This is a genomic window from Thiovibrio sp. JS02 (assembly GCF_053485635.1).
The window spans coordinates 2,088,512-2,110,333 of the sequence record NZ_CM130715.1; the positions used below are offsets into that span (position 1 = coordinate 2,088,512).

Annotated in this window: 18 protein-coding genes; 11 read left to right on the top strand and 7 right to left on the bottom strand. The window is 59.7% G+C overall.

Going from position 1 to position 21,822, the window contains the following annotated elements; translation table 11 throughout:
- Positions 1–184: 184 nt before the first annotated feature.
- The 8 genes from ACUUL3_RS09625 (at position 185) to ACUUL3_RS09660 (ending at position 10,600) form a co-directional block, all read left to right on the top strand.
- Positions 185–3,154, top strand: a complete 2,970-nt coding sequence (locus ACUUL3_RS09625) for a 7TM diverse intracellular signaling domain-containing protein (protein WP_448550807.1) — start codon at positions 185–187, stop codon at positions 3,152–3,154.
- 7 nt (positions 3,155–3,161) lie between these two features.
- Complete coding sequence (locus tag ACUUL3_RS09630) at positions 3,162–4,847, top strand: AMP-binding protein (protein ID WP_448550809.1); 1,686 nt, start codon at positions 3,162–3,164, stop codon at positions 4,845–4,847.
- A gap of 18 nt (positions 4,848–4,865) precedes the next feature.
- On the top strand, positions 4,866–6,110 hold the full coding sequence (locus tag ACUUL3_RS09635; protein WP_448550811.1) for an OmpP1/FadL family transporter: 1,245 nt from the start codon (positions 4,866–4,868) through the stop codon (positions 6,108–6,110).
- Positions 6,111–6,120: 10 nt separating this feature from the next.
- Positions 6,121–7,317: a TraB/GumN family protein gene (locus ACUUL3_RS09640; protein WP_448550812.1), complete on the top strand. Its 1,197-nt coding sequence runs from the start codon at positions 6,121–6,123 to the stop codon at positions 7,315–7,317.
- Between the two features lie 12 nt (positions 7,318–7,329).
- On the top strand, positions 7,330–7,650 hold the full coding sequence (gene yhbY, locus ACUUL3_RS09645; RefSeq protein ID WP_448550814.1) for a ribosome assembly RNA-binding protein YhbY: 321 nt from the start codon (positions 7,330–7,332) through the stop codon (positions 7,648–7,650).
- Between the two features lie 35 nt (positions 7,651–7,685).
- Positions 7,686–8,549: an isocitrate lyase/PEP mutase family protein gene (locus tag ACUUL3_RS09650; RefSeq protein WP_448550816.1), complete on the top strand. Its 864-nt coding sequence runs from the start codon at positions 7,686–7,688 to the stop codon at positions 8,547–8,549.
- Positions 8,550–8,552: 3 nt separating this feature from the next.
- Complete coding sequence (gene cmoB, locus ACUUL3_RS09655; protein ID WP_448550818.1) at positions 8,553–9,512, top strand: tRNA 5-methoxyuridine(34)/uridine 5-oxyacetic acid(34) synthase CmoB; 960 nt, start codon at positions 8,553–8,555, stop codon at positions 9,510–9,512.
- 248 nt (positions 9,513–9,760) lie between these two features.
- Positions 9,761–10,600, top strand: coding sequence for a flagellin N-terminal helical domain-containing protein (locus tag ACUUL3_RS09660; protein WP_448550820.1), 840 nt, complete (start codon positions 9,761–9,763; stop codon positions 10,598–10,600).
- Between the two features lie 85 nt (positions 10,601–10,685).
- On the opposite strand, the gene ACUUL3_RS09665 is transcribed toward ACUUL3_RS09660, so the two are convergent.
- The 3 genes from ACUUL3_RS09665 to ACUUL3_RS09675 all read right to left on the bottom strand — a co-directional run bounded on the left by ACUUL3_RS09665 (position 10,686) and on the right by ACUUL3_RS09675 (position 14,211).
- A complete protein-coding gene (locus tag ACUUL3_RS09665; protein WP_448550822.1) occupies positions 10,686–11,114 on the bottom strand; it encodes a hypothetical protein in 429 nt (142 codons plus the stop codon).
- Between the two features lie 83 nt (positions 11,115–11,197).
- Positions 11,198–12,616, bottom strand: coding sequence for a choice-of-anchor F family protein (locus ACUUL3_RS09670; RefSeq protein ID WP_448550824.1), 1,419 nt, complete (start codon positions 12,614–12,616; stop codon positions 11,198–11,200).
- A gap of 620 nt (positions 12,617–13,236) precedes the next feature.
- The gene (locus ACUUL3_RS09675; protein ID WP_448550826.1) at positions 13,237–14,211 is read right to left on the bottom strand and encodes a LysR substrate-binding domain-containing protein; all 975 of its coding nucleotides are present in this window, start codon (positions 14,209–14,211) and stop codon (positions 13,237–13,239) included.
- Between the two features lie 175 nt (positions 14,212–14,386).
- Between ACUUL3_RS09675 and ACUUL3_RS09680 the strand changes: the two genes are divergently transcribed.
- A complete protein-coding gene (locus ACUUL3_RS09680) occupies positions 14,387–14,860 on the top strand; it encodes a hypothetical protein (protein WP_448550828.1) in 474 nt (157 codons plus the stop codon).
- Complete coding sequence (locus ACUUL3_RS09685) at positions 14,844–15,275, top strand: hypothetical protein (RefSeq protein WP_448550830.1); 432 nt, start codon at positions 14,844–14,846, stop codon at positions 15,273–15,275. Before ACUUL3_RS09680 ends, ACUUL3_RS09685 begins: the two co-directional genes overlap by 17 nt.
- A gap of 103 nt (positions 15,276–15,378) precedes the next feature.
- On the opposite strand, the gene ACUUL3_RS09690 is transcribed toward ACUUL3_RS09685, so the two are convergent.
- From ACUUL3_RS09690 to ACUUL3_RS09700, 3 genes are all read right to left on the bottom strand, one after another.
- Positions 15,379–16,353 (bottom strand): transposase, encoded by a 975-nt coding sequence (locus ACUUL3_RS09690; RefSeq protein ID WP_448550832.1) that lies wholly within the window; start codon positions 16,351–16,353, stop codon positions 15,379–15,381.
- 143 nt (positions 16,354–16,496) lie between these two features.
- On the bottom strand, positions 16,497–17,243 hold the full coding sequence (locus ACUUL3_RS09695; RefSeq protein ID WP_448550834.1) for an SAM-dependent methyltransferase: 747 nt from the start codon (positions 17,241–17,243) through the stop codon (positions 16,497–16,499).
- A gap of 79 nt (positions 17,244–17,322) precedes the next feature.
- Positions 17,323–18,537, bottom strand: coding sequence for an IS256 family transposase (locus tag ACUUL3_RS09700; protein ID WP_448550836.1), 1,215 nt, complete (start codon positions 18,535–18,537; stop codon positions 17,323–17,325).
- A gap of 795 nt (positions 18,538–19,332) precedes the next feature.
- Between ACUUL3_RS09700 and ACUUL3_RS09705 the strand changes: the two genes are divergently transcribed.
- Positions 19,333–19,752 carry a hypothetical protein gene (locus ACUUL3_RS09705; protein WP_448550838.1) on the top strand — a complete coding sequence of 140 codons (420 nt, stop codon included), beginning with the start codon at positions 19,333–19,335 and terminating at the stop codon, positions 19,750–19,752.
- Between the two features lie 90 nt (positions 19,753–19,842).
- Here the strand turns inward: ACUUL3_RS09705 and speA are convergent, their stop codons facing one another.
- Positions 19,843–21,786: a biosynthetic arginine decarboxylase gene (gene speA, locus ACUUL3_RS09710; RefSeq protein WP_448550839.1), complete on the bottom strand. Its 1,944-nt coding sequence runs from the start codon at positions 21,784–21,786 to the stop codon at positions 19,843–19,845.
- Positions 21,787–21,822: the final 36 nt, after the last annotated feature.

Here is a 21,822-nt window from a genome sequence, read left to right on the forward strand (position 1 = left end):
CTGACCGGGAACAAACGGCGGCCCCGACGATCCCATGCGGAGGCGCTGGACAAACTTGTTGTTTTTTGGCTCAATTCCGTGTTTAACCTACTGAAATCAATATCACGCCACGGCAAAGCGGTCGGCCGCCCGGCGCAAGGCATTGGCCGGCCGCGATTTTCCCGATAACGATGCCAGGATCTCCATGCCGAACCGTCATTTTTCGCCAAGCATCCTTCTCCTTGCCATTATTGTCATTTTCCAGCCGGAGTTCTCTCTGGCAAGCGCCCCGGCCGTCAGCCTGACCGCCGACCAGGGCACCTACCACCTGGGCCGCCACCTGGAACTCCTGCAGGATCCGGGCGCGGAACTGACCATCGCCCAGATCCGGCGTCCGGAACACGACGGCCGGTTCTCCCGGTCGGACAGCGACTCCCCGGGGTTCGGCTTCACCAACGCCGCGGTCTGGGCGCGCTTCACCCTGGCAAACACCTTACCCCGGTCGATCGAATACTACCTGGAGATAAAATATCCCCTCCTGGACCACATGGAACTCTACCAGCCAGACGAATCCGGCGGATACACGATCTCCGAAGGAGGCGACCGATACCCCTTCGCGGAAAGGGCGATCCAGTACCGGAATAATATTTTCCCCATCACCCTGGGGCCCGGGCAGCAGAAAACCTTTTACCTGCGCTGTATCACCACCAGCTCCCTCAACCTGCCGGTCACCCTGCACTCCCCGGCCAACCTGGCGAGTGAAATCAGCAGCGAGCAGACCCTGCTCGGCATCTACTACGGCATCCTGCTGGTCATGATGATCTACAATCTCTTCATCTTTATCAGCCTGAAGGACAACACCTTTCTCTATTACGTTCTTTTTGTCCTGACCTACATGCTTTTCCAGCTCAGCCTGAACGGCATGGCCTTTCAGTATTTCTGGCCCAACCGCATCTGGTGGGCGAACAACTGCACGCCCCTTTTCATCTTTCTCGCCTACATCTGGGCAACCCAGTTCACCAGGAAGATCCTCGACACCCCCCGGAACGTCCCGCGCCTGGATGCAATCCTGCGGGCCTGCCTGATTCTTTCCATCCTCGGCAGCGTCATCACCCTGTTCTTCAGCTACAACCTGAGCATCCGCCTCGCCACCCTGATGAGCCTGACGGTCTTCGCCCTGATCGCCGCCGGCTTTCTCTGCATGCTCAAAGGCTACCGGCCGGCCCGCTATTATTTCCTGGCCTGGTCCCTTTTCCTCCTGGGAGTGACGGTTTATGCCCTGAAAACCTTCGGCGTTCTCCCCCACACCTTCATCACCAACTGGGGCATCCAGATCGGCTCCGCCTGGGAGGTGATCCTGCTCTCCATGGGCCTGGCGGATCGCTTCTACCTCATGAAACAGGAAAAGGAACAGCTCCAGAGCGAATATGCCCAGGAGATGCGGGATGCCCACGACAACCTGGAAAAATCCTTCCGTGAACTGGAACTCTTTAAAAATTCCCTGGAAAAACTGGTGGAGGAACGGACTGAAGACCTCAACAACCTCAACGAGGATCTGGCCCAGGAGGCTCTCGACCGCAAGAATGCCGAGCAGCGGGCCGAGGCGGCCAGCAGGGCGAAATCACAATTCCTTGCCTCCATGAGCCACGAGATCAGAACCCCGATGAACGCCATTCTCGGCATGGCCAACATGGCGGCCAAGGGGGCGGAAACGCCGCGGATGCGGCAGTATCTCAAGATCATCCAGGATTCCGGCCAGTCGCTGCTGGCCCTGATCAACGACATTCTCGATTTCTCCAAAATCGAAGCCGGCCGCCTTGACCTCGAATGCACCAATTTTGACCTGCGGGAAACCCTCGACGGCCTGGCGGACATGTTCAGCAAGCAGGTGGCGGAAAAGGGGATCGAACTGATCATCTCGCTGGACAGGGCGGTGCCCTGCGCCGTGGTGGGAGACCCGCTGCGCCTGCGGCAGATCCTCACGAACCTGACCAACAATGCCCTGAAATTCACGGAGAGCGGCGAAATCGTCATTGGCGTGCGCCTGGAAAAAACGACGGGCGACTGGGCAAGCCTGCGATTTTCCGTCAAGGACTCGGGCAGCGGCATCAACCACGACCAGATCAGGAAGCTCTTCAACGAATACACCCAGGCGGACACTTCCACGGCAAGGCTCTACGGCGGCACCGGCCTGGGGCTGGCCATCAGCAAACAACTCGTCACCCTCATGGGCGGCGAGATTTCCGCGGAAAGCGCGCCCGGCCAGGGCAGCATCTTCCACTTCACCATCCAGCTGCAGTTGCAACCCAGGGAACTGCAGCAAGAGCAGAGTCTCCCGCCGCACCGCTGGGGCAGCCGGGTTCTGCTGGCCGTCCAGCACCCCATTCTGCGGCAAAGCCTGCGGGAAATGCTGGCCGGCTTCGGCTGCGTCGCGGAACCCGTCGATTCAGCCGCCGGCTTGACAACCCGGCTGCCCTCGGCCGAGCAGGGGCGGGATCTTGCCCTGCTGGTTCTCGATGCTTCCCTGCCAGGGCTCGCGGTCTCCGACTTTTTGCAACAGCTTGCGCCGCGCGCTGAGACGCAGCCCCTGCCGGTGATCATCCTCAGCGCCATGGGGGTTGACCTGGCTCCGGAAAGGATCAATTTCCATCCCGGGGTCTCGGTTCTGACCAAGCCGATCAAGCAATCATACCTGTTCGAGGCGGTCCGGAGACACCTCGCCCCGGAGGAGTGGGCCGCCTCCCCCCCTGCTGTGGGCCCGGACAAAGGGCAGACGGACAACATCAGGCCCCTGGCCGGAAAAAAGGTGCTGGTGGTGGAAGATGACCGGGTCAACCAGCAGGTATCGACTCAGCTCTTGACAAACATGGGAATTATGGTTGATATAGCCGGCAACGGTCGGGAAGCTGTCGAGCGCCTGCGCCACGCCGCCTATGATGCGGTGGTGATGGACGTGATGATGCCGGTGATGGACGGCCTGACCGCCTGCAGAACGATCCGGGAGGAGCTCCATCTTTCTCTGCCCGTCATCGCCCTGACCGCCAATGCCCTCAAGGGCGACCGGGAAAAATGCCTTGCCGCCGGCATGAACGACTATCTGACCAAGCCCGTTGACTTTGAAAAACTCTTTCTCACCATGCAGAAATGGCTGATGCAGGGCGAGGAGAATCCATAAGAATCGTATGCTCTCTCCCACCGTCACCTCACTCAACCAGCTCATGGAGCAGAGCGCCTGGGCCTTCGGCAATCAGCCGGCAGTGGGCTTTGCCTTCCAGCCGGCCATGAGTTACGCCGACTTCCACGCCAAGATCCGCCTGGTTGCCGCCCTGCTCAAGGACCTCGGCATCCGGAAAAACGACCGGGTGGCCATTCTGGCGGACAACTCCCCCCAGTGGGGAGTCGCCTATCTGGGCGTCGTCCGGCTGGGCGCGGTGGCGGTGCCGATTCTCCCCGACTTTTCGGAGCCGGACGTCAAACACATCCTGACCGAGTCCGGCGCAAGGATGCTTTTCACCGCCCAGCGGCAACTGGAAAAACTCTACGACCTGAAGAACAGAAAGCTGAAAACCATCGTCACCCTGGACGATGCCGCCGACCCCAACGGCATTCTCGCGCCGATCCCGTTCACGGAATTCCTCGCCAGGGCGGAAGCGCTGCCGGAACGATTGCGGACCGCGGCCAACAATCAGGTCAGGGAGGAGGATCTCGCCTCGATCATCTACACCTCCGGCACCTCCGGACATTCCAAGGCCGTAATGCTGAGCCACGGAAACTTCCTCAGCAACGTCCGTTCCACCCTCTCGATTTTCGCCGAGGAGACAATCCGTGGCTGGTCCTTTCTTTCGGTCCTGCCCATGTCCCATGCCTATGAGTTCACCATCAGCTTTCTCGTGCCCCTGGCCACGGGCTCCCGCATCATCTACGCGGGAAAAACCCCGACTCCGACCATCCTGGAACGCATCTGCAGGGAAGAGCAACCCACCCTCATGTGCATGGTGCCCATGGTCATGGAGAAGATCTACAAGAAGAAGATCCTGCCGGCCATCAGCGGCAATCCCCTCATCCGGACGGCGCTCAGGCTGCCCGTCATCCGCGGGAGAATCCTGAGAAAAATCGGCCGGGAACTGCACAGATTCTTCGGCGGCAAGCTGAAGTTCATCGCCATCGGCGGCGCCGCCCTCAACATCGAGGTGGAAAAATTCCTTGCCGAGTCCGGCTTTCCCTATCTGGTGGGCTACGGGCTCACCGAGGCCTCGCCCCTGGTCAGCGCCGGTCCCTACAAGGATTCCACCATCGCCGTGGGCTCGGCCGGCAAACCGGTGCCGGGGGTGGAGGTCCGCATCGTCGGCGCCAGTCCGGAAACCGGCCTGGGCGAGATTCTGGTCAGGGGCGCCAACGTGATGAAGGGCTACTGCGACAACCCCAGGGCCACCGCGGAAACCATCGACCAGGACGGCTGGCTTGCCACCGGGGATCTGGGCTATCTCGACAAATACGGCAACCTCTTCATCAAGGGCCGTTCCAAGAGCGTCATCGTTCTTTCCCATGGCGAAAACATCTATCCGGAGGCCATCGAGGAGAAGATCAATGCCTTCCAGCATGTGGTCGAATCCCTGGTGGTGGAGCGCAATGATCGGCTGGAGGCCCAGATCTATCTGGACTACGAACTGATCGACGCCGAAACCCGCGGCAAGGGGCAGACCCGGCAGCTCGCCCATATCGAGGAGATCCTGACCGCCATCAAGAAACAGGTCAACGCGCAGCTCCCCGCCTATTCGCAGCTGGCCGGGGTGGTGGAGCATCGGGAGCCCTTCACCAAAACCGCGACCCACAAAATCAAGCGTTATCTCTATACCAGCGCGAAGTAGACAACAAGGAGAGAGGAGATGAACAAGAAGATCGCCGTTGTGTCCCTGGCCGCCGTGCTTGCCGCCGGCCCCGCCTTTGCCTCGGGCTACCGCATCCCGGAGCAGTCCGTCAGCTCCGTGGCCCTGAGCAACGCCTATGTGGCGCACACCCCCAACGCCGACGCCAGTTACTACAACCCGGCCAACATGAGCTGGCTGGAAAACAGCTGGCAGACCGAGGCCAGCCTCACCTGGATCCATCTGGCCAGCATCGAATATGTCGACGCCGCCACCGCCGCCAGGAGCAGCGGCTCCCGCAGCGAGGACTTCGCCCTGCCCAACCTGCACGTGGTTTCGCCCCAGTACAACAACTTCCGCTTCGGCCTCTCCGTGGTGTACCCCTACGGCCTTTCCAAGCGCTGGGACAACTCCTTCCCGCGAACATCAGCCGAGGAGTTTACCTTGAAGACCTATGAGCTCAATCCCACCGTTTCCTGCAAGATCAGCGACAGGCTCTCCATCGGCGCCGGCCTCCGCGCCCTCCATGCCGAAGGCAAGGTGAAGAGCAACGGCACGGTTTACCTGCCCGCGCCAGTGGATGTGCAACGTGACATGGATGGCGACACCACCGAATACGGCTACAACCTCGCCATCTCCTACAGGCCCGTGGAGAATCTCTCCCTGGCCGCCACCTACCGCTCCAAGGTCGATCTGGACATCGAAGGGGACGCGAGGCTTTCGCTGAGTGGAATCGGGCTTTACGACGGCTTCACCTCCGTTTCCGTTCCGGCCCCGGCCGTACTGACCCTGGCCACCGCCTACACCTGCAACAACGGCAAAACCACCGCCGAGTTCACCTATGACAAGACCTACTGGAACGCTTACGACAAGCTGGATTTCAACTATTCCGGCACCTTGCCCCACGCGGTCCTGACCGCCGTCTTTGACGATCCCAAGGCCAAAAACTGGGTCAATGCCGAGGCCTACCGCATGGGTCTGACCCACCGCTGCACGGACAGGCTCACCGCCATGCTCGGCTTTGCCATCGACAAAACCCCGGCGCCGGACCAGACCCTGGGTTTCGAGCTGCCCGACTCCGACGCCAAAATATACTCCTTGGGCCTCCGCTACCAGTACCGCGACAATCTGCAGGTGGGCGCGGCCTATCTGTACGACGACAAGGAGAGCAGGACCGTCACCAGTCTTGACCCCAACAGGCCAAACGGCACCTTTGACAACGCAGCCGCGCATCTCCTGACCGCCGGCCTGCAATACCGGTTCTAAAAAAAACACCATGACGGAACAGACGACGGCCGCGGCCACCCCCTATCCCCCGGACGTCCATCGCCTCAGGCTGGACGGCCGGGAAATCTTTCTCATCGGCACCGCCCACATCTCCCGGGAATCCGTGGAGCTTGTCCGGCAGGTGATCGCGGCGGAAAAGCCCGATTGCGTCTGCGTGGAACTCGACGAAAAACGCTACGAGGCCCTGGCCAGACGCAAAAGCTGGGAGCTTCTCGACCTCAAGGAGATCATCCGCAAAAAGCAGCTGGCCACCCTGCTCATCAATCTGGTCCTCGCCTCCTATCAGAAACGGATGGGCGACCAGATGGGCGTGCAGCCCGGCACCGAACTGCTCGAAGCGGTGAAGGAGGCGGAAAAACATGGCCTGGCCGTGGCTCTCTGCGACCGGGATGTGCGGGTCACCCTGCGCCGGGCCTGGCATTCCACCTCCTTCTGGCGCAAGAATTACCTCGTGGCCACCCTGCTCACCAGCATGTTCGAGGAGACCGAGGTCACCGAGGAAAAATTGCGGGAGCTCAAGGAAAGCGACCTGCTCTCCGAGCTGATGAACGAGCTGGGCCAGGCCATGCCCGAGCTGAAAAGGGTGCTCATCGACGAGCGGGACACCTATCTTTCCGAAAAGATCAAGGCGGCCAGGGGCGAAAAGCTGGTGGCCGTGGTGGGGGCCGGCCATGTCGCCGGCATCAGGCAGGCTCTTGGCGAAGACCGCGGCGGCCAGATCGAGGCCATCAGCGAAATCCCGCCGGTCTCCCCGGCCTGGAAGGCTTTGGGCTGGGCCATCCCCGCCATCATCATAGGCTCGCTGGCGCTCATCTTCATCAACAAGGGCGGAGCCGTGGCCGGCGAGAATCTCCTCTACTGGATCCTGGCCAACGGCATCCCCTCGGCCATCGGCGCCATGCTGGCCCTGGCCCATCCCTTCACCATCCTGGGCGCCTTTGTGGCCGCGCCCATCACCAGCCTCACCCCGGTCATCGGCGCGGGTTATGTCACCGCCTTTATCCAGGTGATGATGCAGCCGCCCGTGGTGCTGGAATTCGAAAGCGTACTCAAGGACATGGCCACCCTGCGCGGCTGGTGGCGCAACCGGCTTCTCCGCGTCTTCCTCGCCTTTCTCCTCCCGGGTTTCGGCAGTATGATAGGGACCTATGTCGGCGGTTACAAAATTCTCTCAACCCTCTTCTAAGGCACGACAACCATGAGCAACAAACTGTACCTCACCGGCAAGGAGGCCCGCCATCTCCGCGGCCTGGGCCACCACCTCTCGCCCCTGGCCATGATCGGCAAGGAAGGCATCACCGATAACCTGATCGCCTCCCTGGAAGCGGTGCTCACCGCCCATGAACTTGTCAAGGTGAAGATGCAGGACGGCTGCCCCCACGGCAAGGAGGAGGCGGCCGAGCTCCTGGCCAGGAAAACCAGGAGCCGCATCGCCCAGATCATCGGCAAGACCTTTCTGCTCTTTCGCGAGAACAAGGATCTCAAGGAAGACAAAAAGATCAAGCTGCCCAGAAAATAACCCCCGGCCGCAGCCGGCTGCCACGCAAGGAAACCATGGACTCCCCAGCCGCCAGACTGAAGCAACTCCTGGACTCCAAGGAGTTCCTCCTCATGCCCTGCTGCTTTGACGCCCTCTCGGCGCAACTCATCGAAGCGGCCGGTTTTCCGCTCACCTTCATGAGCGGTTTCGCCGTCTCCGCCACCCGCCTGGGCCTGCCCGACACCGGCCTCATTTCCTACGGAGAAATGGTGGACCAGGGCCGCAACATCACGGCCGGCGTCACCATCCCGGTGATCGGCGATGGCGATACCGGCTACGGCAACGCCATGAACGTCAGGCGCACGGTGCAGGGCTACGCCCGATCCGGCTTTGCCTGCATCATGCTCGAAGACCAGCTCTCGCCCAAGCGTTGCGGCCATACGCAGGGGAAAATGGTGGTGACGCGGCAGGAAGCCCTGCAGCGGATCAAAGCGGCGGTGGCCTGCCGGGAAGAGGGTTGCGAGATCCTGATCATGGCCCGCACCGACGCCCGGGCCTGCCACGGTTTTGGCGAAGCCCTCTGGCGGGCCCAGGCCTTTGCCGATCTCGGCGCCGACATCGTTTTTCTCGAAGCGCCGGAAAACGAGGAGGAGATGCGCGTCTTCTGCCGCGAGGTGCCCGGCCCCAAGATGGCCAACATGCTGGAAGGGGGGAAAACACCGCTCCTGCCGCCGGCAAGGCTCGCGGAAATGGGCTTTACCATCGCCGCCTATCCGCTCACCCTGCTGAATCACGCGATCCACGCCATGCAGCAGGCGCTGCGGGAACTGCAAGACGGCCGCCAGCCCCAGCCGCCCCTCTCCTTTGCCGACCTGCGCCGGATCGTCGGCTTTGCCCGCTATCAAGGAGAGGAAGAGCGCTGCAAGGCCGGAGTCTAGAAGATGGATTACCTTGACCTGCTGCCCACCGCCGACCGCAAGACCATCACCCGCCTGCGCCGGGAAAACCAGGAGCGCCTGGCCCAGGCCAAAAAAGGTTTCCTGCGCTTTCGCACGCCCTACGAAGCCGTGCTGCACCTGCAAGCCCGCCACACCGACTTTTCCGGCGACGCCGTCATCATCGGCAGGCAGGATGAACTCCCGGCCGCGGACCAGCAGCTTGTCCTCGGGGCCATGCGCGCCTTCATGCCCTGGCGCAAGGGGCCTTTCAATGTCTTCGGCACTGAAATCGACGCGGAATGGCAGAGCTTCCGCAAGTGGAACCGCCTGCTTCCGGCCCTGCCGGATCTCGCCGGCAGGATCGTCGCCGACATCGGCTGCAACAACGGCTATTACATGTTCCGGATGCTGCCGCACCGGCCGCGCTGCGTCATCGGCCTTGAACCCATGCTCCAGCACTATTACTGCTTCCGGACCCTCCGCCATCTCGCCGGGGCCGAAAATCTCCACATCGAGTTGCTGGGCGTGGAGAACGTCCCCCTCTTTCCCGCCTGCTTCGACGTGGTTTTCCTCATGGGCATCATCTACCACCGCATTTCGCCGGTGGAGATGCTCCGCGACATCCGGCAAGCCATGCGGCCCGGCGGCGTATTGATTCTCGAATCCCAGGCCATCCCGGGAGAAATGCCGGTGGCCCTTTTCCCGGAGGAGCGTTACGCCAAGGTGCCTGGCACCTACTTCGTGCCCACGGCCGCCTGCCTGAAAAACTGGCTAAAGAGGACCGGATTTTCCGAGGTGGAGATCTTTGCCAGCCATCCGATGAGCAGCGAGGAGCAGCGCAAAACCCAATGGATGCCCTTTGAGTCTTACCGCGATTTCATAGATCCGGCAGACCCGGGCCGTACCGTGGAGGGGTATCCCGCGCCGCTCAGGGTCTTTTTAAAGGCGGTGAATCCGGGTTGAGGCAAAGGCCGCGGTACTGACCGGCGACCCGGAATTCCGGCTGCGCAAAAAAGAGAGCAGGCCCTCCTGGCTGAGATCACCGGCAACAAGAACAGCTTGCCCGCCGCTCGCAATAACAAACAGGCATTGTGTCACAGGAACAGGCAAGAGAAGAAAAAATTCACAATAACGGGAAATTACAACAGACAACCGCCCTTGACTTTGCCGGCACAATGGGTATATTCTGAAAGATAAAAGGGAGGTGCGCCATGGCCATTTCAATCAACAGCTCAAGCAGCTCTTTTGCCGTCAACCAGCTTCGGGAAAGCAGCAAAACCCTGGCTTCCTCGCTGGAGAAGATCGCCTCCGGCAAGCGGATCAACAAAGCAGCGGATGACGCCGCCGGGCTTGCCATCGCCAACAGCCTGCTCAGCCAGGGCCAGGGGCTCGGCCAGGCCATCAGAAACGCCAATGACGCCATCTCCATGACCCAGATCGCCGACAGCGCCTTGAACGAATCCACCGCCCTGGTGCAGTCGATCCGCCAGAAGGCCTTGCAGGCGGCAAACGCCGGCCAGAGCGCGGAAAGCCGCCAGGCCCTGCAGAGCGAGATCGACAAATCGCTCTCCCAGCTCGACAACATCGCCCAGAACACCACCTACAACGGCCAGCAGCTGCTGTCCGGCACCTTCACAAACAAATCGTTCCAGGTGGGCGCCACCGGCGGCGAGACCATCACCCTCTCCATCGGCTCGGCCAGGCCAGGCCAGCTGGGCGGCCCGGAAGGCGGCATGCTGACTGACATAGATGTGACCAGCGCGGAAGGCGCCCAGGCCGCCATCGGGATCGCCGACCAGGCCCTGACCCAGCTCGACGCCAGCCGCGGCCGGATCGGCTCGGCCCAGAACCAGCTCTCCTCAACCATCAACAACCTCTCCACCACCCAGGTCAACGTGCTCTCCGCCGCCTCCACCATTTCGGATGTGGACCTGGCCGAGGAGATCATGAACTTCACCAAGATGCAGGTCTTGAACGAGGCAAAGTCCTTTGCCCTGGCCCAGACCAGGAACATGAACAAGCAGAATGTGCTAAGCCTCCTGCAGGGCTGAACAGGCACCTCCCGGGAACGGAAAAAAGGCCGGGATACCCCGGCCTTTTTCAGTTGCCGCCGACCGCACGGTTTTTAACGGGCTGTCAATGGTGGTGGCCGTCATCATCGTCGTCGTCGTGATCATCGTCATCATCATGATCGCCGTAATGATCATCATCGTCATCGTAAACCGCATAGGTGCCGCCTCCCGCGTTCAGGCAGGAGCCGTTGATCTCAACCCTGGGGGACCAGTACAGACCGGTGGCATAGCCGGGTGCCTGCCACAGATAGCTCACCGTGGTCGTTTTCCCGGCGGCCAGATACACCTCCCTGCAGAGCCTGCCAACTTCGCCGCCCGCGCCGTCATACGCCTTCATCTTGACCGCTGCCTTCAGATACCGGCTGGTGCTGTTCTTCACATTGGCGCTCACCGTGACGGTCTGCCCCTTGTTCACCGTGCCGGCGGCGGCTGCAATACCCGTGATCGCGCAGGCGAACACTGCCGCGAGCATTATTGTCTTGAAAAGCTTCATGATATTTATCCTCCATTTTCTTGCTGTATCGTCAACGTAGCATTATTGCCGGGATTTCCGGCTGCGAAATCCGCGAATCCTCTTCAGATCACACTGCTCGGCGCGTTGATGGAGACGACGAACGCGGCCGGATCGGAAAGTCCCGGCTCGGCCTGTGCCGCTTCCACGTCAAAGGTCGGGGTGATCCGGATGGTGAAGCTGGCGTTGCCCGCGCCGTCGCTGGTGGGCCAGGATGCGGTTCGGCCCACGGAAAGGAAGGCGTTGATGTTGACGTTGGCCAGGTCGTCGATATCGCCGGGAATCCAGAGGGGATCAGTCATCCAGGCGCTGATGGTGGCGGCGTCCACGGCAATGGGAGGCCTGAGGTCGGTGCCCACCGGGGCCGGGATACTGTAAGTGCCGTCGGAATTTACGCCGACCGCATAGGACTGGCGGTAACTGACCCACATCCCGTCGCAACCGGCATTGGCCGCGCCGGCAAGGGCCGCCTCCTCGTCAAAGGCGCCGGTGCAGTTGGCCATGAGGATATTGTCGGTATAAGGATTGCCGTCATCGTCAAAGAACATGCCGCCCTTCATCTGGTCGCTGGGCAGCCACTCGCCGAACAGATCGCGGTGCACCTGGGCCATGCCGGTGGTCACGATACTGGTCTCGCCGGCCAGCATGCCGAAGTTGGCGCGCACATAGGGGTTGAAGTAGCCGGGCGTGAGGTGATGTTTGTCCGGGGCGCCGAACAGGCCGTGGGCCATGAGGGCGCCAAGTTCGCCCTGGTTCATGATGTCGCTGTGGGTGGGAGCCAGGTCGGAGTAGATCTGCCCGCTTTTTGCGGCCCAGGCGATGCCGTCGCCGGGACTTGCCTTGATGAATTGGCCGCCGACCATGAAGCCAAGCTCCATGCTGAAGCCGGTAACCCGGCTGCCGGTCTGGTTGCCGTATTTCTGCAGGACGCGGTACACATCGGTCTGGCCGTTGTCCGTGACGTTGAAGGTCAGGTCCACCGGCCCGTCCAGCACATAGCCCACCATCTTGAAGCGATTTGAGGACTGCCAGGGATCGGAGCACTGCTTGATGTCGGTGCCCCATGGCGATTCCGGCATCCAGCCCGCCGACATGATGCAGTTGGCGCCGGTGACGTCATCGCCGGTCACCACGGAAAGGCCGGGCCCCTGGGTATCGCGCTCCTTCCAGGTCATGGCGCCGTTCTGGGCGGCCATGGTGGCGTCGGTGAAGATGTCGGTCCTGCCGGTTGAGTACAAGACCCGCCCGCTGGGCATGAAGCCGTCGCTGGCCACCGCCCCGGTGTCGGGATCGGTGAGGGAGCCCGGCTCCACGTAGTTGAACTGATCGAACGCAAAGGGGATGCCGCTGGAAATGGCGATCTCCTGCTGGGTGGGCGACGGGCTGGTCAGGGACATGTCCCAGCCGTCGATGACGGATGCCCGGGCCATGCCGGCCATGGTCAGAATACCCAATGCCGCTGCCGTTGAAATGATCTTCTTCATTACTGCACCTCCACATGCAAATTGTCTCATTTGAGGCGATACCGAATGCATCCCCCCACTCTCCTTTCTCCCGCCGGCGCCCCTTTTCAGACTACCGGCTCCGGATCTCCCGTCCCTGTCGATCCGGGGCACCGTTTCTGGCGACAATCCTTTTTCAGACGCCCGGAACAACGGGCCGGAATAACGCCATTCCGTTGCCTGGCGCATCCTGCGCCCGCCCGGCTTCTGTGGCGGAAGTCGGCATGCTATTGAGCAAAAGCGGTGCCAACCCTGCCCCCCATCTTGCCCGGAGAGAGAACCACCCCACCGCTCCAGGGCTAAAAATACCCAAGCAAAATACCTTGCACCGGTTCAGGATTGGGAATAAACAACCAAGCGGTCAGAATGTGGCGAACTCTGCTGGCCAGAATATGGCCAGGTGGAAATGGAGACGGCAAATATAATTGCCAATGGGATTGGGGCTTAATAAGGAGTAGGCAAATGGAAGTCGGACCTGATTATCTCAAGCGTGAATCGCCCGCCCCCATTTCAGTCCGTCAACTCCGGATACGGTTCTGTTTCCCAGGCACCCCACGTATCAAGCCTGAAGCAGGGTGCGAAACATAGCCAGTCACGCGCTGTCACGCCCCTGGCTGCTGACAGGATTTTGCCAGCAGATCCTGTAATTTCCTGGGCGAGGAGAGACAGGCGCAGCCCTGGCTGCACTCGTTGAGCAGGGCGCAGAAGTTGATGAACTCATCCATCAGGTTGGTGGAGGCCTTTTTTTTGTATTGAATGATCTGCAGGGTCCGTTTCATGTCGACGCCCTCCACGGGCAATCCCGCCAGCCATCCCTGTTCCACCTCCCGGCAGACCGCCAGCTTTGAGAGGCAGGCGACCCCGGCCCCGGATTCCACCGCCTTTTTGATGGCCTCGGTATGGCCAAGCTCCATGGTCACCTTGAGGCCGGTTACATGGCGGCCCAGTTTTTTCTTGAAGATCTGGGCCGTGCCCGAGCCCTTTTCCCGCATGACCCACTCGCATCTCTCCAGATCCTCCGGAACCCGGAAGGTCTTCTGGGCGCCGATTCCGCTGACCGGGCTGGCGATCACCATCAGTTCGTCCTGCAGCCAGGGCAGGGTGGCGATCTGGTCATTGCTGACCTCGCCTTCCACAAACCCCAGATCCATGCCGCCGCCGACGATGAGTTCCTCGGCATGCCCGGTGTTGCAGACATCCATATCAATGGAGACCGAGGGATGCATCTGCTTGAAGGCGCCGATCAGATAGGGCAGGACATAATTGCCGACGGTGGAGCTGGCCACGATTTTCAGGGCGCCGACAACCTTGTCCTTTTTTTCGCTCATCAGGGTTTCGATGTTGTTGATCTGGCAGAGGATCTCCTTGGCAAAGGGCAGGAGATAGCGGCCACGGTCGTTGATCAGCAGGGTGCGGCCCCGCCGGTCGAAAAGAGGGCCGCCCAGTTGGTTCTGCAGTTCACTCAAAGCCATGCTCACCGCCGATTGGGTCAGGAACAGCTTCTCGCTTGCCTTGGTCACCTGCCTGGTTTCGACCACGGCGACGAAGATTTCCAATTGTCTCAGGGTAATGCTCATCAGGGGCGCCTCCAGGATAATGGTTGGCCATGCTGTTTCCCGGCAAGAAATCATAAATTAAATTCGTGTTAAATATTTATATTATTCATTTTTATTTATCATTGGGGATCGTTACAGTGGTAGTACTTTCGCTTGGTCGGGCCAAAAAATAGGCAGTAAAAAAGGAGGCATGGTCATGGAAAAGTCGGAAGAGCACCACGGGAAATTTCCCCGGTTTGCCCCGCGCCGGGAGATGTATGTCTTTCATCAGGGGGTTGGCCGGGTGCTCGATATCAGCATGGGCGGGGTGTCGTTTTCATACATTGCCGATAACCACCCGCCGACAGAGCCGCCAAGGGAAGGAATCCTCTTTACCCACCACGGCGAGCACATCCAGGGGATTCCCTTCGAGATCGTGGCCGATGCGGTGTGTTCCCGGTTTTTCTCAAGCGATTATTTCATCCGGGAAAGGCAGGTTCGTTTTGGCGAGCTTTCCGAGGTCCAGATCAGGCGGCTGGAAAGCTTTATCCTGAACAATGCCCACATTCCGCAATGTTCCTATGACACGCGGTACACGGAGTACAAATCAGCGTATGTCACCGCCGCTTGGACTTCCCTTGCCAGGAAAGCCTTGGGAACGGAGGCCGGCGCGGATGCACACCTGGCTTGATCGGCTCGATCTCAGGATTTCCGCGGGGATGGACAGGTACTGCCAGCCCCTGATGCGGTACTCCATCGCCCTCATCTTCATCTGGTTCGGTCTGCTGAAGCCTTTGGGGATGAGCCCGGAGGAGGAGCTGATCAAGCGGACAGTCTACTGGGTTTCGCCCCGGATTTTTTTGCCGGTGCTCGGCTGGTGGGAGGTGAGCGTGGGGTTGTGTCTGCTCTACAGGCCGTTGCTCCGCGTCGCTCTCCTGCTCCTGCTTCTCCAGTTGCCAGGGACGATGTTGCCTTTGGTTCTGCTGCCGGAAATTTGCTTTACCCAACCGCCTTTCGGGTTGTCCCTGGAAGGTCAGTACATTGTGAAGAATCTTTTTTTGGTGAGCGCGGCCTTTATGATTGGCGGAAAGGTCCGCGCCCAGTGATCGCCCTCGGCACTGGCAGCCCCTCCTCCACCGCCTGGGCGACTGCGGCCTTGCCCGGCCCTTCTCCCCTGGGCAGGGCCGCAGGTTTTTTTTGACAACGGGCCTACAGGGCCTTTTCTGTTTTTGCGTACAGGGCGTACAGCTTCCTGTCCGTGTCAAGCCGTTGTCGAAACCGCTTTCTGCCCTGACTGACGGTGCTGTAGTGCACGCCCATCAGCCTCCCTATCTCCGGGTTCTTCATCCCGCCCAGCCGGTAGAGCAGATCCATGGCCATCTGGCGTAACGGTCCGGGTGTTTGCAGTATCTCTTTCCTGGTTTTTCCGGTCACTTTGCAGACAGCAGCAATGATGACGTCCTGGGCCAGATATTTTCGCCCCTCGGCAAGGGTCGGTTGCTCGCGGGTGGTTTCCGTATCAAGATATCCGCTTTTGATCCGTTGCACAAAATCATCGCTGCCCAAGAGACTCTGCGCGACGATCCGTTCCCGCACCGGCAGGCCTTCCGCCAGGTCCGCGGCAAGCTGCTTTTTGTATTTTGCCCGGCCCGTTGCGATATCGCCGCCGAACTCCGCGAGGGCCACCGGATAATCGACGAACGCCCACCGTTTTTTCAGAGAGACAAAGCCTGGCAGGCTGCTCCATTTGTAGGCCCAAAGGATATCAAGCCGTTCGGCAAGCGGCTTATTCTTGCTGCCGCCCACCTTGACCGGGTTCAGATGGATATAACGGGAAACCAGGGAAAGATACGCATCACCATCCACCAGAAAGCTCTTGTATCTTCCCTGGTAGAGATGGCCGGAGCGGCGGTGGCGGCGGTTGAAAGCCGAGGTGTAGCTGATGTTGAAGTGGCGCATGAACTGGCTGAGATTCCCCAAGGGAGTCTCCACCAGGAGATGGAAATGGTTGTTCATCAGAACAAAGCTGTAGAGCTTGACCGAGTAGACGGCAAGGGAGCGGGCGAGAAGGGCAAGGAATTCCTGCCGGTCCGTGTCGTCCTTGCAGATGGGCTTGCGCTCATTGCCCCGGTTGGTGACATGATAGAGAGCGCCTGGGTATTCGATGCGAAGAGGTCGTGCCATACCAGGATCTTAGAGGAGGGAATATCTGGCGTCAAGAATAAAGATTTGACCCCGATTCGGAGACCCGATTCGGAGTTTTCCCCTTGACTTTACTTATCATGGATGTCCCCGCAACCTTTCTGAGTCGCCCGGGAATCCCTCCATCACCGCGTCATCAGCGCGAACACACCCCAGCCCAGGTATTCACGCGTGTAAGCGGCGTAGCGCGCGGGTTCCGAGGTCAGTTTGGCTCGCACCTCTTTCGCCAACTCGTCGCCGGGATTGGCTTCGAGCCATCGGCGCATGGTGAGCCATTTGGCCGCCTCGTACCTGTCCCAGCCATCTTGGTCAGCCAGAACCATTTCCACGACGTCGTAGCCAAGACGGCCGAAAGACGCGAGAAGTTCCGGAAGCATGAGAAAGTCGGAGATTGCGTTGGCAAGACACCCCTTGGCAACATCTTCCGTCGGTGGCAACTGCCGCCAGTAGGGCTCGCCGATGAGGATGATCCCGCCGCTGCGCAGGCTCCGCGCCAGAAGTTCGATGGTGCCGGCGACGCCCCCACCGATCCAGGTGGCGCCGACACAGGCTGCCACACTGGCCTTCTCGTCAGAGACATAGCCGGCAGCATCGCCATGGATGAACGAGACTTGATCGGCGACACCGAGTTCTTCAGCACGGAGTTTCGCTTGCTCGGTGAACAACTGGCTCATGTCGATGCCGGTGCCGATGACGCCGTGATCGCGCGCCCAGGTACACAGCATCTCCCCCGAACCGCTGCCGAGGTCGAGCACTCTGGCCTCCGATTCCAGCCGCAGCGCCGCGCCGAGAATAGCGAGCTTTTCGGGTGTGATCGGATTGTGGATGCGGTGAGCACTTTCGGTGATGTTGAAGATCCGAGGAATGTCCATTGCAGAAAATCTCCTTGCCGGTGTGAATGGATTCGGTCACTGGGGCGTGTAAAGAATTTTGTGTAAATGTTTTTTGTGATCAAAATTCCGGCAGCCTGTCTTCAAACATGATGCTGAATTGATTCAGCGCCGATTTCCAGTTTTTGATCGGCATCGTCCATCGTTTCGAAATATTCGTCAGCGCCAGATAGAGCAGCTTGAACATCGACTCGTCATTCGGAAAAGAGCCCCGGTTCTTAGTGACCTTGCGCAGGGACATGTTCAACGATTCGATGGTGTTGGTCGTATAGATCACCCTGCGGATCTCCGGAGGATAGGCAAAATACGGGATGATCCGCTGCCAGTTGTTCTGCCAGGACTGACTTATCCGAGGATGGGTAGCATCCCATTTTTCCCCGAAGCTGATCAGGTTTGCCTCGGCCTGTTCTACGGTCGGGGCGCTGTAAATCTCCTTCAGGTCGTCCGCCATTTCCTTGCGCTGTTTCCAGGAAACGAAATTCAGGCTGTGCCGCACCAGGTGCACGATGCATAACTGGACCTGGGCGGCGGGGTACGCCGCTTCGATGGCCTCCGGAAAACCCTTGAGCCCATCGACACAGGCGATCAGGATATCCTTCACGCCCCGATTTTTCAGCTCGGTCAGGATGGCCAACCAGAACTTGGCGCCCTCGGTCTCGGCGGCCCACATGCCGAGAACCTCCTTCACCCCAGTCATCGTCACGGCAATCGCCAGGTAGACGGCCTTCTTGATGATCTGGCCGTTGTGCTTGACCCTGATCCGCACCGCATCCAGATAGACGATGGGGTAAACATCTTCCAATGGCCGGTTCTGCCAGAGCCGGACCTCTTCCGTGACGGCGTCGGTCACTTGGGAGATCAGGGTCGGTGAAATCTCAACGCCGTAAATCTCCTCCAGATGGCTCTGGATATCACGGGTGGTCATCCCACGGGCATACATGGAGATGATCTTGTCATCAAACCCCTTGAAGCGGGTCTCTCCCTTGGGAACGATGATCGGCTCGAAGGAGCCGTTCCGGTCACGGGGAACCGCGACGTCTATCTCGCCAAAATCTCCCTTGAGCTTTTTCTTGTAGCTGCCGTTTCTGGAGTTGCCGCTGTTTTTCCCAGCCGGAGCGTTCCGGGGATAGCCGAGGTGATCGGTTATCTCGGCCTGCATGGCCCGCTCCAGCAGGGCCTTGGTCAGTTGTTTCAGTATGCCGTTCTCGCCGATCAGGTCTTCCGGCTTTTTGTAATCCGCAATCAATTGGTCAAGCAATTCTTTGGAAATGGCCATATCTCTCTCCTTGGTTGGGGGCGAACTTTTCTACCCCCGGAATGGCCATTTACACAATCCTTTTTACACCCTCGGTCACTGCCCAACAGGTGCTGTGCCGGACGGGTTAATATGCTTTGTACTGGTGACGGCATGGCACAATATTGGCCCGTACCGCGTAATATTTTTTCATCGCCAACCACCTGATAACAATCGAACATGGATAATAATCCCTGGTTCGTCAACCCCCAAAAAACAGTCAGGCTTCCATGGACAGGAACAAGGCGAATTGGGTCAGGTCTTCAAAAGCAGGTTTTTCCGCTGGGATCATCTCCTCATGACGCGGTCTTCACGATTGGAGTTCCCAGAAGGGGAAGCTGAAACTGTTTGCCGACAAAGCCGCTTCTTGCGGCATCCCGAGCGGACGGAAACCCAACCCCAACGCGGGCCGTGCCCCGTACAGCCTGCGGGTAGCCATCGCGGAGCCGCCCTTTGCGCATGCGCACATCTGCCCGCGCATGGTCCTGGACCGACTTCCCTTGCGCGGCAAGAAAAAGGTGAACATCCGGTGGAACCTGCGTGAACCGGGTTGTGCCGCTGCTGTTTCTCATATGATCTCACCCCACGAAAAAAGAATACGCAGGGCGCCCGTCCCGCGAAAACCCTGTGAAAACGCCAGGGATCGCGGCCTGTTTTCATGCAGCATTTGCGTCGGAATGCAAGATCTCTCCTCTTTACGCTTTCCCTTTATGGAAATTTCCGGTATTTAGCATATAATATTACATTGATAACGTTCAGCACAGGAGCAGGAGAGGAATGGGCAGTCACAGCAGACCATTTAACGACAAGGCAGGCGGCGCCATCGACCGCAAACGCGAGCGCGAACGCCGTTTCATGATGCAGATGCTTTACAAGAACGCGGGAGAGCTGGCCACCAAGATGGTCCAGCGCCTGCTGGACAAGCATATCATCGAAATCACCGACGAGAGCGCGATCCGGAAGATCTTCGCCGACCTGTTCGAGAAGCTCTCCTCCATGGAAGAGTTTGACATGCAGTACAAAATCGCCCCGGTGCGGCAGCTGGTGGTGGACCCGAACGTCTTCAGCCTCTACGTGACCCAGTATATCTGCGAGGATCTGGTGGAAAACGACAAGGTGCAGGACGTGTTCGGCGACGACCTGGAGATCTACCAGGCCGTTGAATCGGTGCTGCACGTCATCCGTCCCCTGGACTGACGGAATCGGCGGCTGTTCCCTGGCCGCCTCGCGCCTGTGGCGTGGACCTGCGTGAGTTCCCGATTCTCCCAGGTCCGTTGTTTTTTTTGATCAGCTCTTCTTCCTCACCTTCTTGAGGTCGAGGTAGGTATAGCCCTTCAAGCCCTTTTCATACTCGCCCAGCAGGCGCATCGCCTCGTTGGGCCGGAGCCGGTCGCCTTTGATGGCGCGGTCGATCTGACTCTTCATCTTCCGCTTCAAATCGTTGCCGGCATACTGCACGAGGGCCAGCACCTTTTCCATGGTGGTGCCCTCGATGGTCTCCTCGATGTAGTAGCCGGACTCCTCATCCTCATCCAGAAAGACGTGCGCCTCGTTCACCCGGCCGAAAAGATTGTGCAGATCACCCATGATGTCCTGATAGGCGCCGGTGAGGAACACCCCCACATAGTAGGGCCTGCCGTTTAAATCATGGAGCGGCAGGGTATCGACCCCTTCCTCGTAAAGGTTGATGAATTTCGAGACGGTGCCGTCGGAATCGCAGGTGATGTCGGCAAGCGTCCCCTTGCGCTGCGGCTCCTCGTTGAGCCGGTGCAGCGGCATGATCGGGAAAAGCTGGCCGTAGCCCCAATGATCGAGAAGCGACTGAAAGACGCTGAAGTTGCAGAGATACTGGTCGGAGAACTTGCTCTCCAGCTCGACGATCTCGTCGGGCACATACTCGGCATCCTTGAAGAAAGCCAGCACCCTGGCGCTGGTCAGCCAGAAAAGCTTCTCCGCCTCGGCCTTGACATCGAGGTCGATCAGGCCCAGCTCGAAGTGGACCTGGGTTTCCTCCTTGTTGTGCAGGGCGTCGTGGTAGGCCTCCAGGGGGTTGCTGGGATTGACATGGGTGTAATTGTACCACGCCTCCTCCACCAGCTTGTGCCTGATCGTCGGCCGGGCCGGAGTCTCCTCCTGGGGCATCTTCTTGATGTGACCGAAGGTCTCCACCACCAGCACGGAATGATGCGCCACCAGGGCGCGCCCGGATTCGGTGATGATCACCGGGTGCTCGACCCCCTGGTCGTCGCAGACATCCATGATGTTGTAAACGATATCCCGGGCATACTCGTTCAGGGAGTAGTTGATGGAGGAGTGGAAGGTGGTGCGGCTGCCGTCGTAGTCCACGCCCAACCCACCGCCCACGTCAATATATTCGAGGGCGTGGCCGAGCTTTTTCAGCTTGGCGTAAAACATCGCCCCTTCCCGCACCGCTTTTTTGATCGTGAGAATGTCGGGGATCTGGGAGCCGCTGTGGAAATGGACCAGCTTCAGGCAGTCGGCAAGGTCCGCATCCTTGAGCATGGCGGAAACCTGCAGGATCTCGTGGGTGGAGAGACCGAACTTGGCATCCTCGCCCGTGGATTTCTCCCACTTGCCCTTGCCGCCGGTCATCAGCCGCACCCGGATGCCGATGAGCGGCTCCACCTTCAACTCCCTGGCGTAACGGATGATGTTGGCCAGTTCCTCGACCTTTTCCACCACCAGGACGATCTTTTTCCCCAGCTTGCGGCCGAGGAGCGCGGTGCGGATGTACTGGGAATCCTTGTAGCCGTTGCAGATGATCAGACTTTCCAGGTCTTCATGGAAGGCGAGGCCCGCATAGAGCTCCGGCTTCGAGCCGACCTCCAGGCCATGGTGGAAGCGGCTGCCCGCGTCGATGATCTCCTCGACCACCTCGCGGAGCTGGTTCACCTTGATGGGATAGACGCCTCGGTAGTACGACTTGTACTCCAGCTCGGCCACCGCATCCTGGAAGGCCTTGTTGATCCGCTCCACCCGGTTCCGGAGAAGATCCTGAAAGCGGATCAGCATGGGAAAATGCAGACCCTGGTCCACCGCCTCTTTGATCACGTCGACAATGGCGATGGTGCCGCCCTCCTCTTTCAGGGGAGAAACGGTGACCTGGCCGCGGCCGTTGATATCAAAATAGCGCAACCCCCAGCGGGAGATGCCATACAGCTCCCTGGCCTTTTCGATATTCCAGGCCTTAGAATCCGCACCTTGCTGCATCTGATATCCTCCTCAGGAAAAGTACCAAAAACGAAG

What these genes read in the sequence shown, in the direction of transcription:
- ACUUL3_RS09625 (WP_448550807.1), top strand. Translation starts at nt 185, where the DNA reads ATGCCGAACCGTCATTTTTCGCCAAGCATCCTTCTCCTTGCCATTATT.
- ACUUL3_RS09630 (WP_448550809.1), top strand. Translation starts at nt 3,162, where the DNA reads ATGCTCTCTCCCACCGTCACCTCACTCAACCAGCTCATGGAGCAGAGC.
- ACUUL3_RS09635 (WP_448550811.1), top strand. Translation starts at nt 4,866, where the DNA reads ATGAACAAGAAGATCGCCGTTGTGTCCCTGGCCGCCGTGCTTGCCGCC.
- ACUUL3_RS09640 (WP_448550812.1), top strand. Translation starts at nt 6,121, where the DNA reads ATGACGGAACAGACGACGGCCGCGGCCACCCCCTATCCCCCGGACGTC.
- yhbY (WP_448550814.1), top strand. Translation starts at nt 7,330, where the DNA reads ATGAGCAACAAACTGTACCTCACCGGCAAGGAGGCCCGCCATCTCCGC.
- ACUUL3_RS09650 (WP_448550816.1), top strand. Translation starts at nt 7,686, where the DNA reads ATGGACTCCCCAGCCGCCAGACTGAAGCAACTCCTGGACTCCAAGGAG.
- cmoB (WP_448550818.1), top strand. Translation starts at nt 8,553, where the DNA reads ATGGATTACCTTGACCTGCTGCCCACCGCCGACCGCAAGACCATCACC.
- ACUUL3_RS09660 (WP_448550820.1), top strand. Translation starts at nt 9,761, where the DNA reads ATGGCCATTTCAATCAACAGCTCAAGCAGCTCTTTTGCCGTCAACCAG.
- ACUUL3_RS09665 (WP_448550822.1), bottom strand. Translation starts at nt 11,114, where the DNA reads ATGAAGCTTTTCAAGACAATAATGCTCGCGGCAGTGTTCGCCTGCGCG.
- ACUUL3_RS09670 (WP_448550824.1), bottom strand. Translation starts at nt 12,616, where the DNA reads ATGAAGAAGATCATTTCAACGGCAGCGGCATTGGGTATTCTGACCATG.
- ACUUL3_RS09675 (WP_448550826.1), bottom strand. Translation starts at nt 14,211, where the DNA reads ATGAGCATTACCCTGAGACAATTGGAAATCTTCGTCGCCGTGGTCGAA.
- ACUUL3_RS09680 (WP_448550828.1), top strand. Translation starts at nt 14,387, where the DNA reads ATGGAAAAGTCGGAAGAGCACCACGGGAAATTTCCCCGGTTTGCCCCG.
- ACUUL3_RS09685 (WP_448550830.1), top strand. Translation starts at nt 14,844, where the DNA reads ATGCACACCTGGCTTGATCGGCTCGATCTCAGGATTTCCGCGGGGATG.
- ACUUL3_RS09690 (WP_448550832.1), bottom strand. Translation starts at nt 16,353, where the DNA reads ATGGCACGACCTCTTCGCATCGAATACCCAGGCGCTCTCTATCATGTC.
- ACUUL3_RS09695 (WP_448550834.1), bottom strand. Translation starts at nt 17,243, where the DNA reads ATGGACATTCCTCGGATCTTCAACATCACCGAAAGTGCTCACCGCATC.
- ACUUL3_RS09700 (WP_448550836.1), bottom strand. Translation starts at nt 18,537, where the DNA reads ATGGCCATTTCCAAAGAATTGCTTGACCAATTGATTGCGGATTACAAA.
- ACUUL3_RS09705 (WP_448550838.1), top strand. Translation starts at nt 19,333, where the DNA reads ATGGGCAGTCACAGCAGACCATTTAACGACAAGGCAGGCGGCGCCATC.
- speA (WP_448550839.1), bottom strand. Translation starts at nt 21,786, where the DNA reads ATGCAGCAAGGTGCGGATTCTAAGGCCTGGAATATCGAAAAGGCCAGG.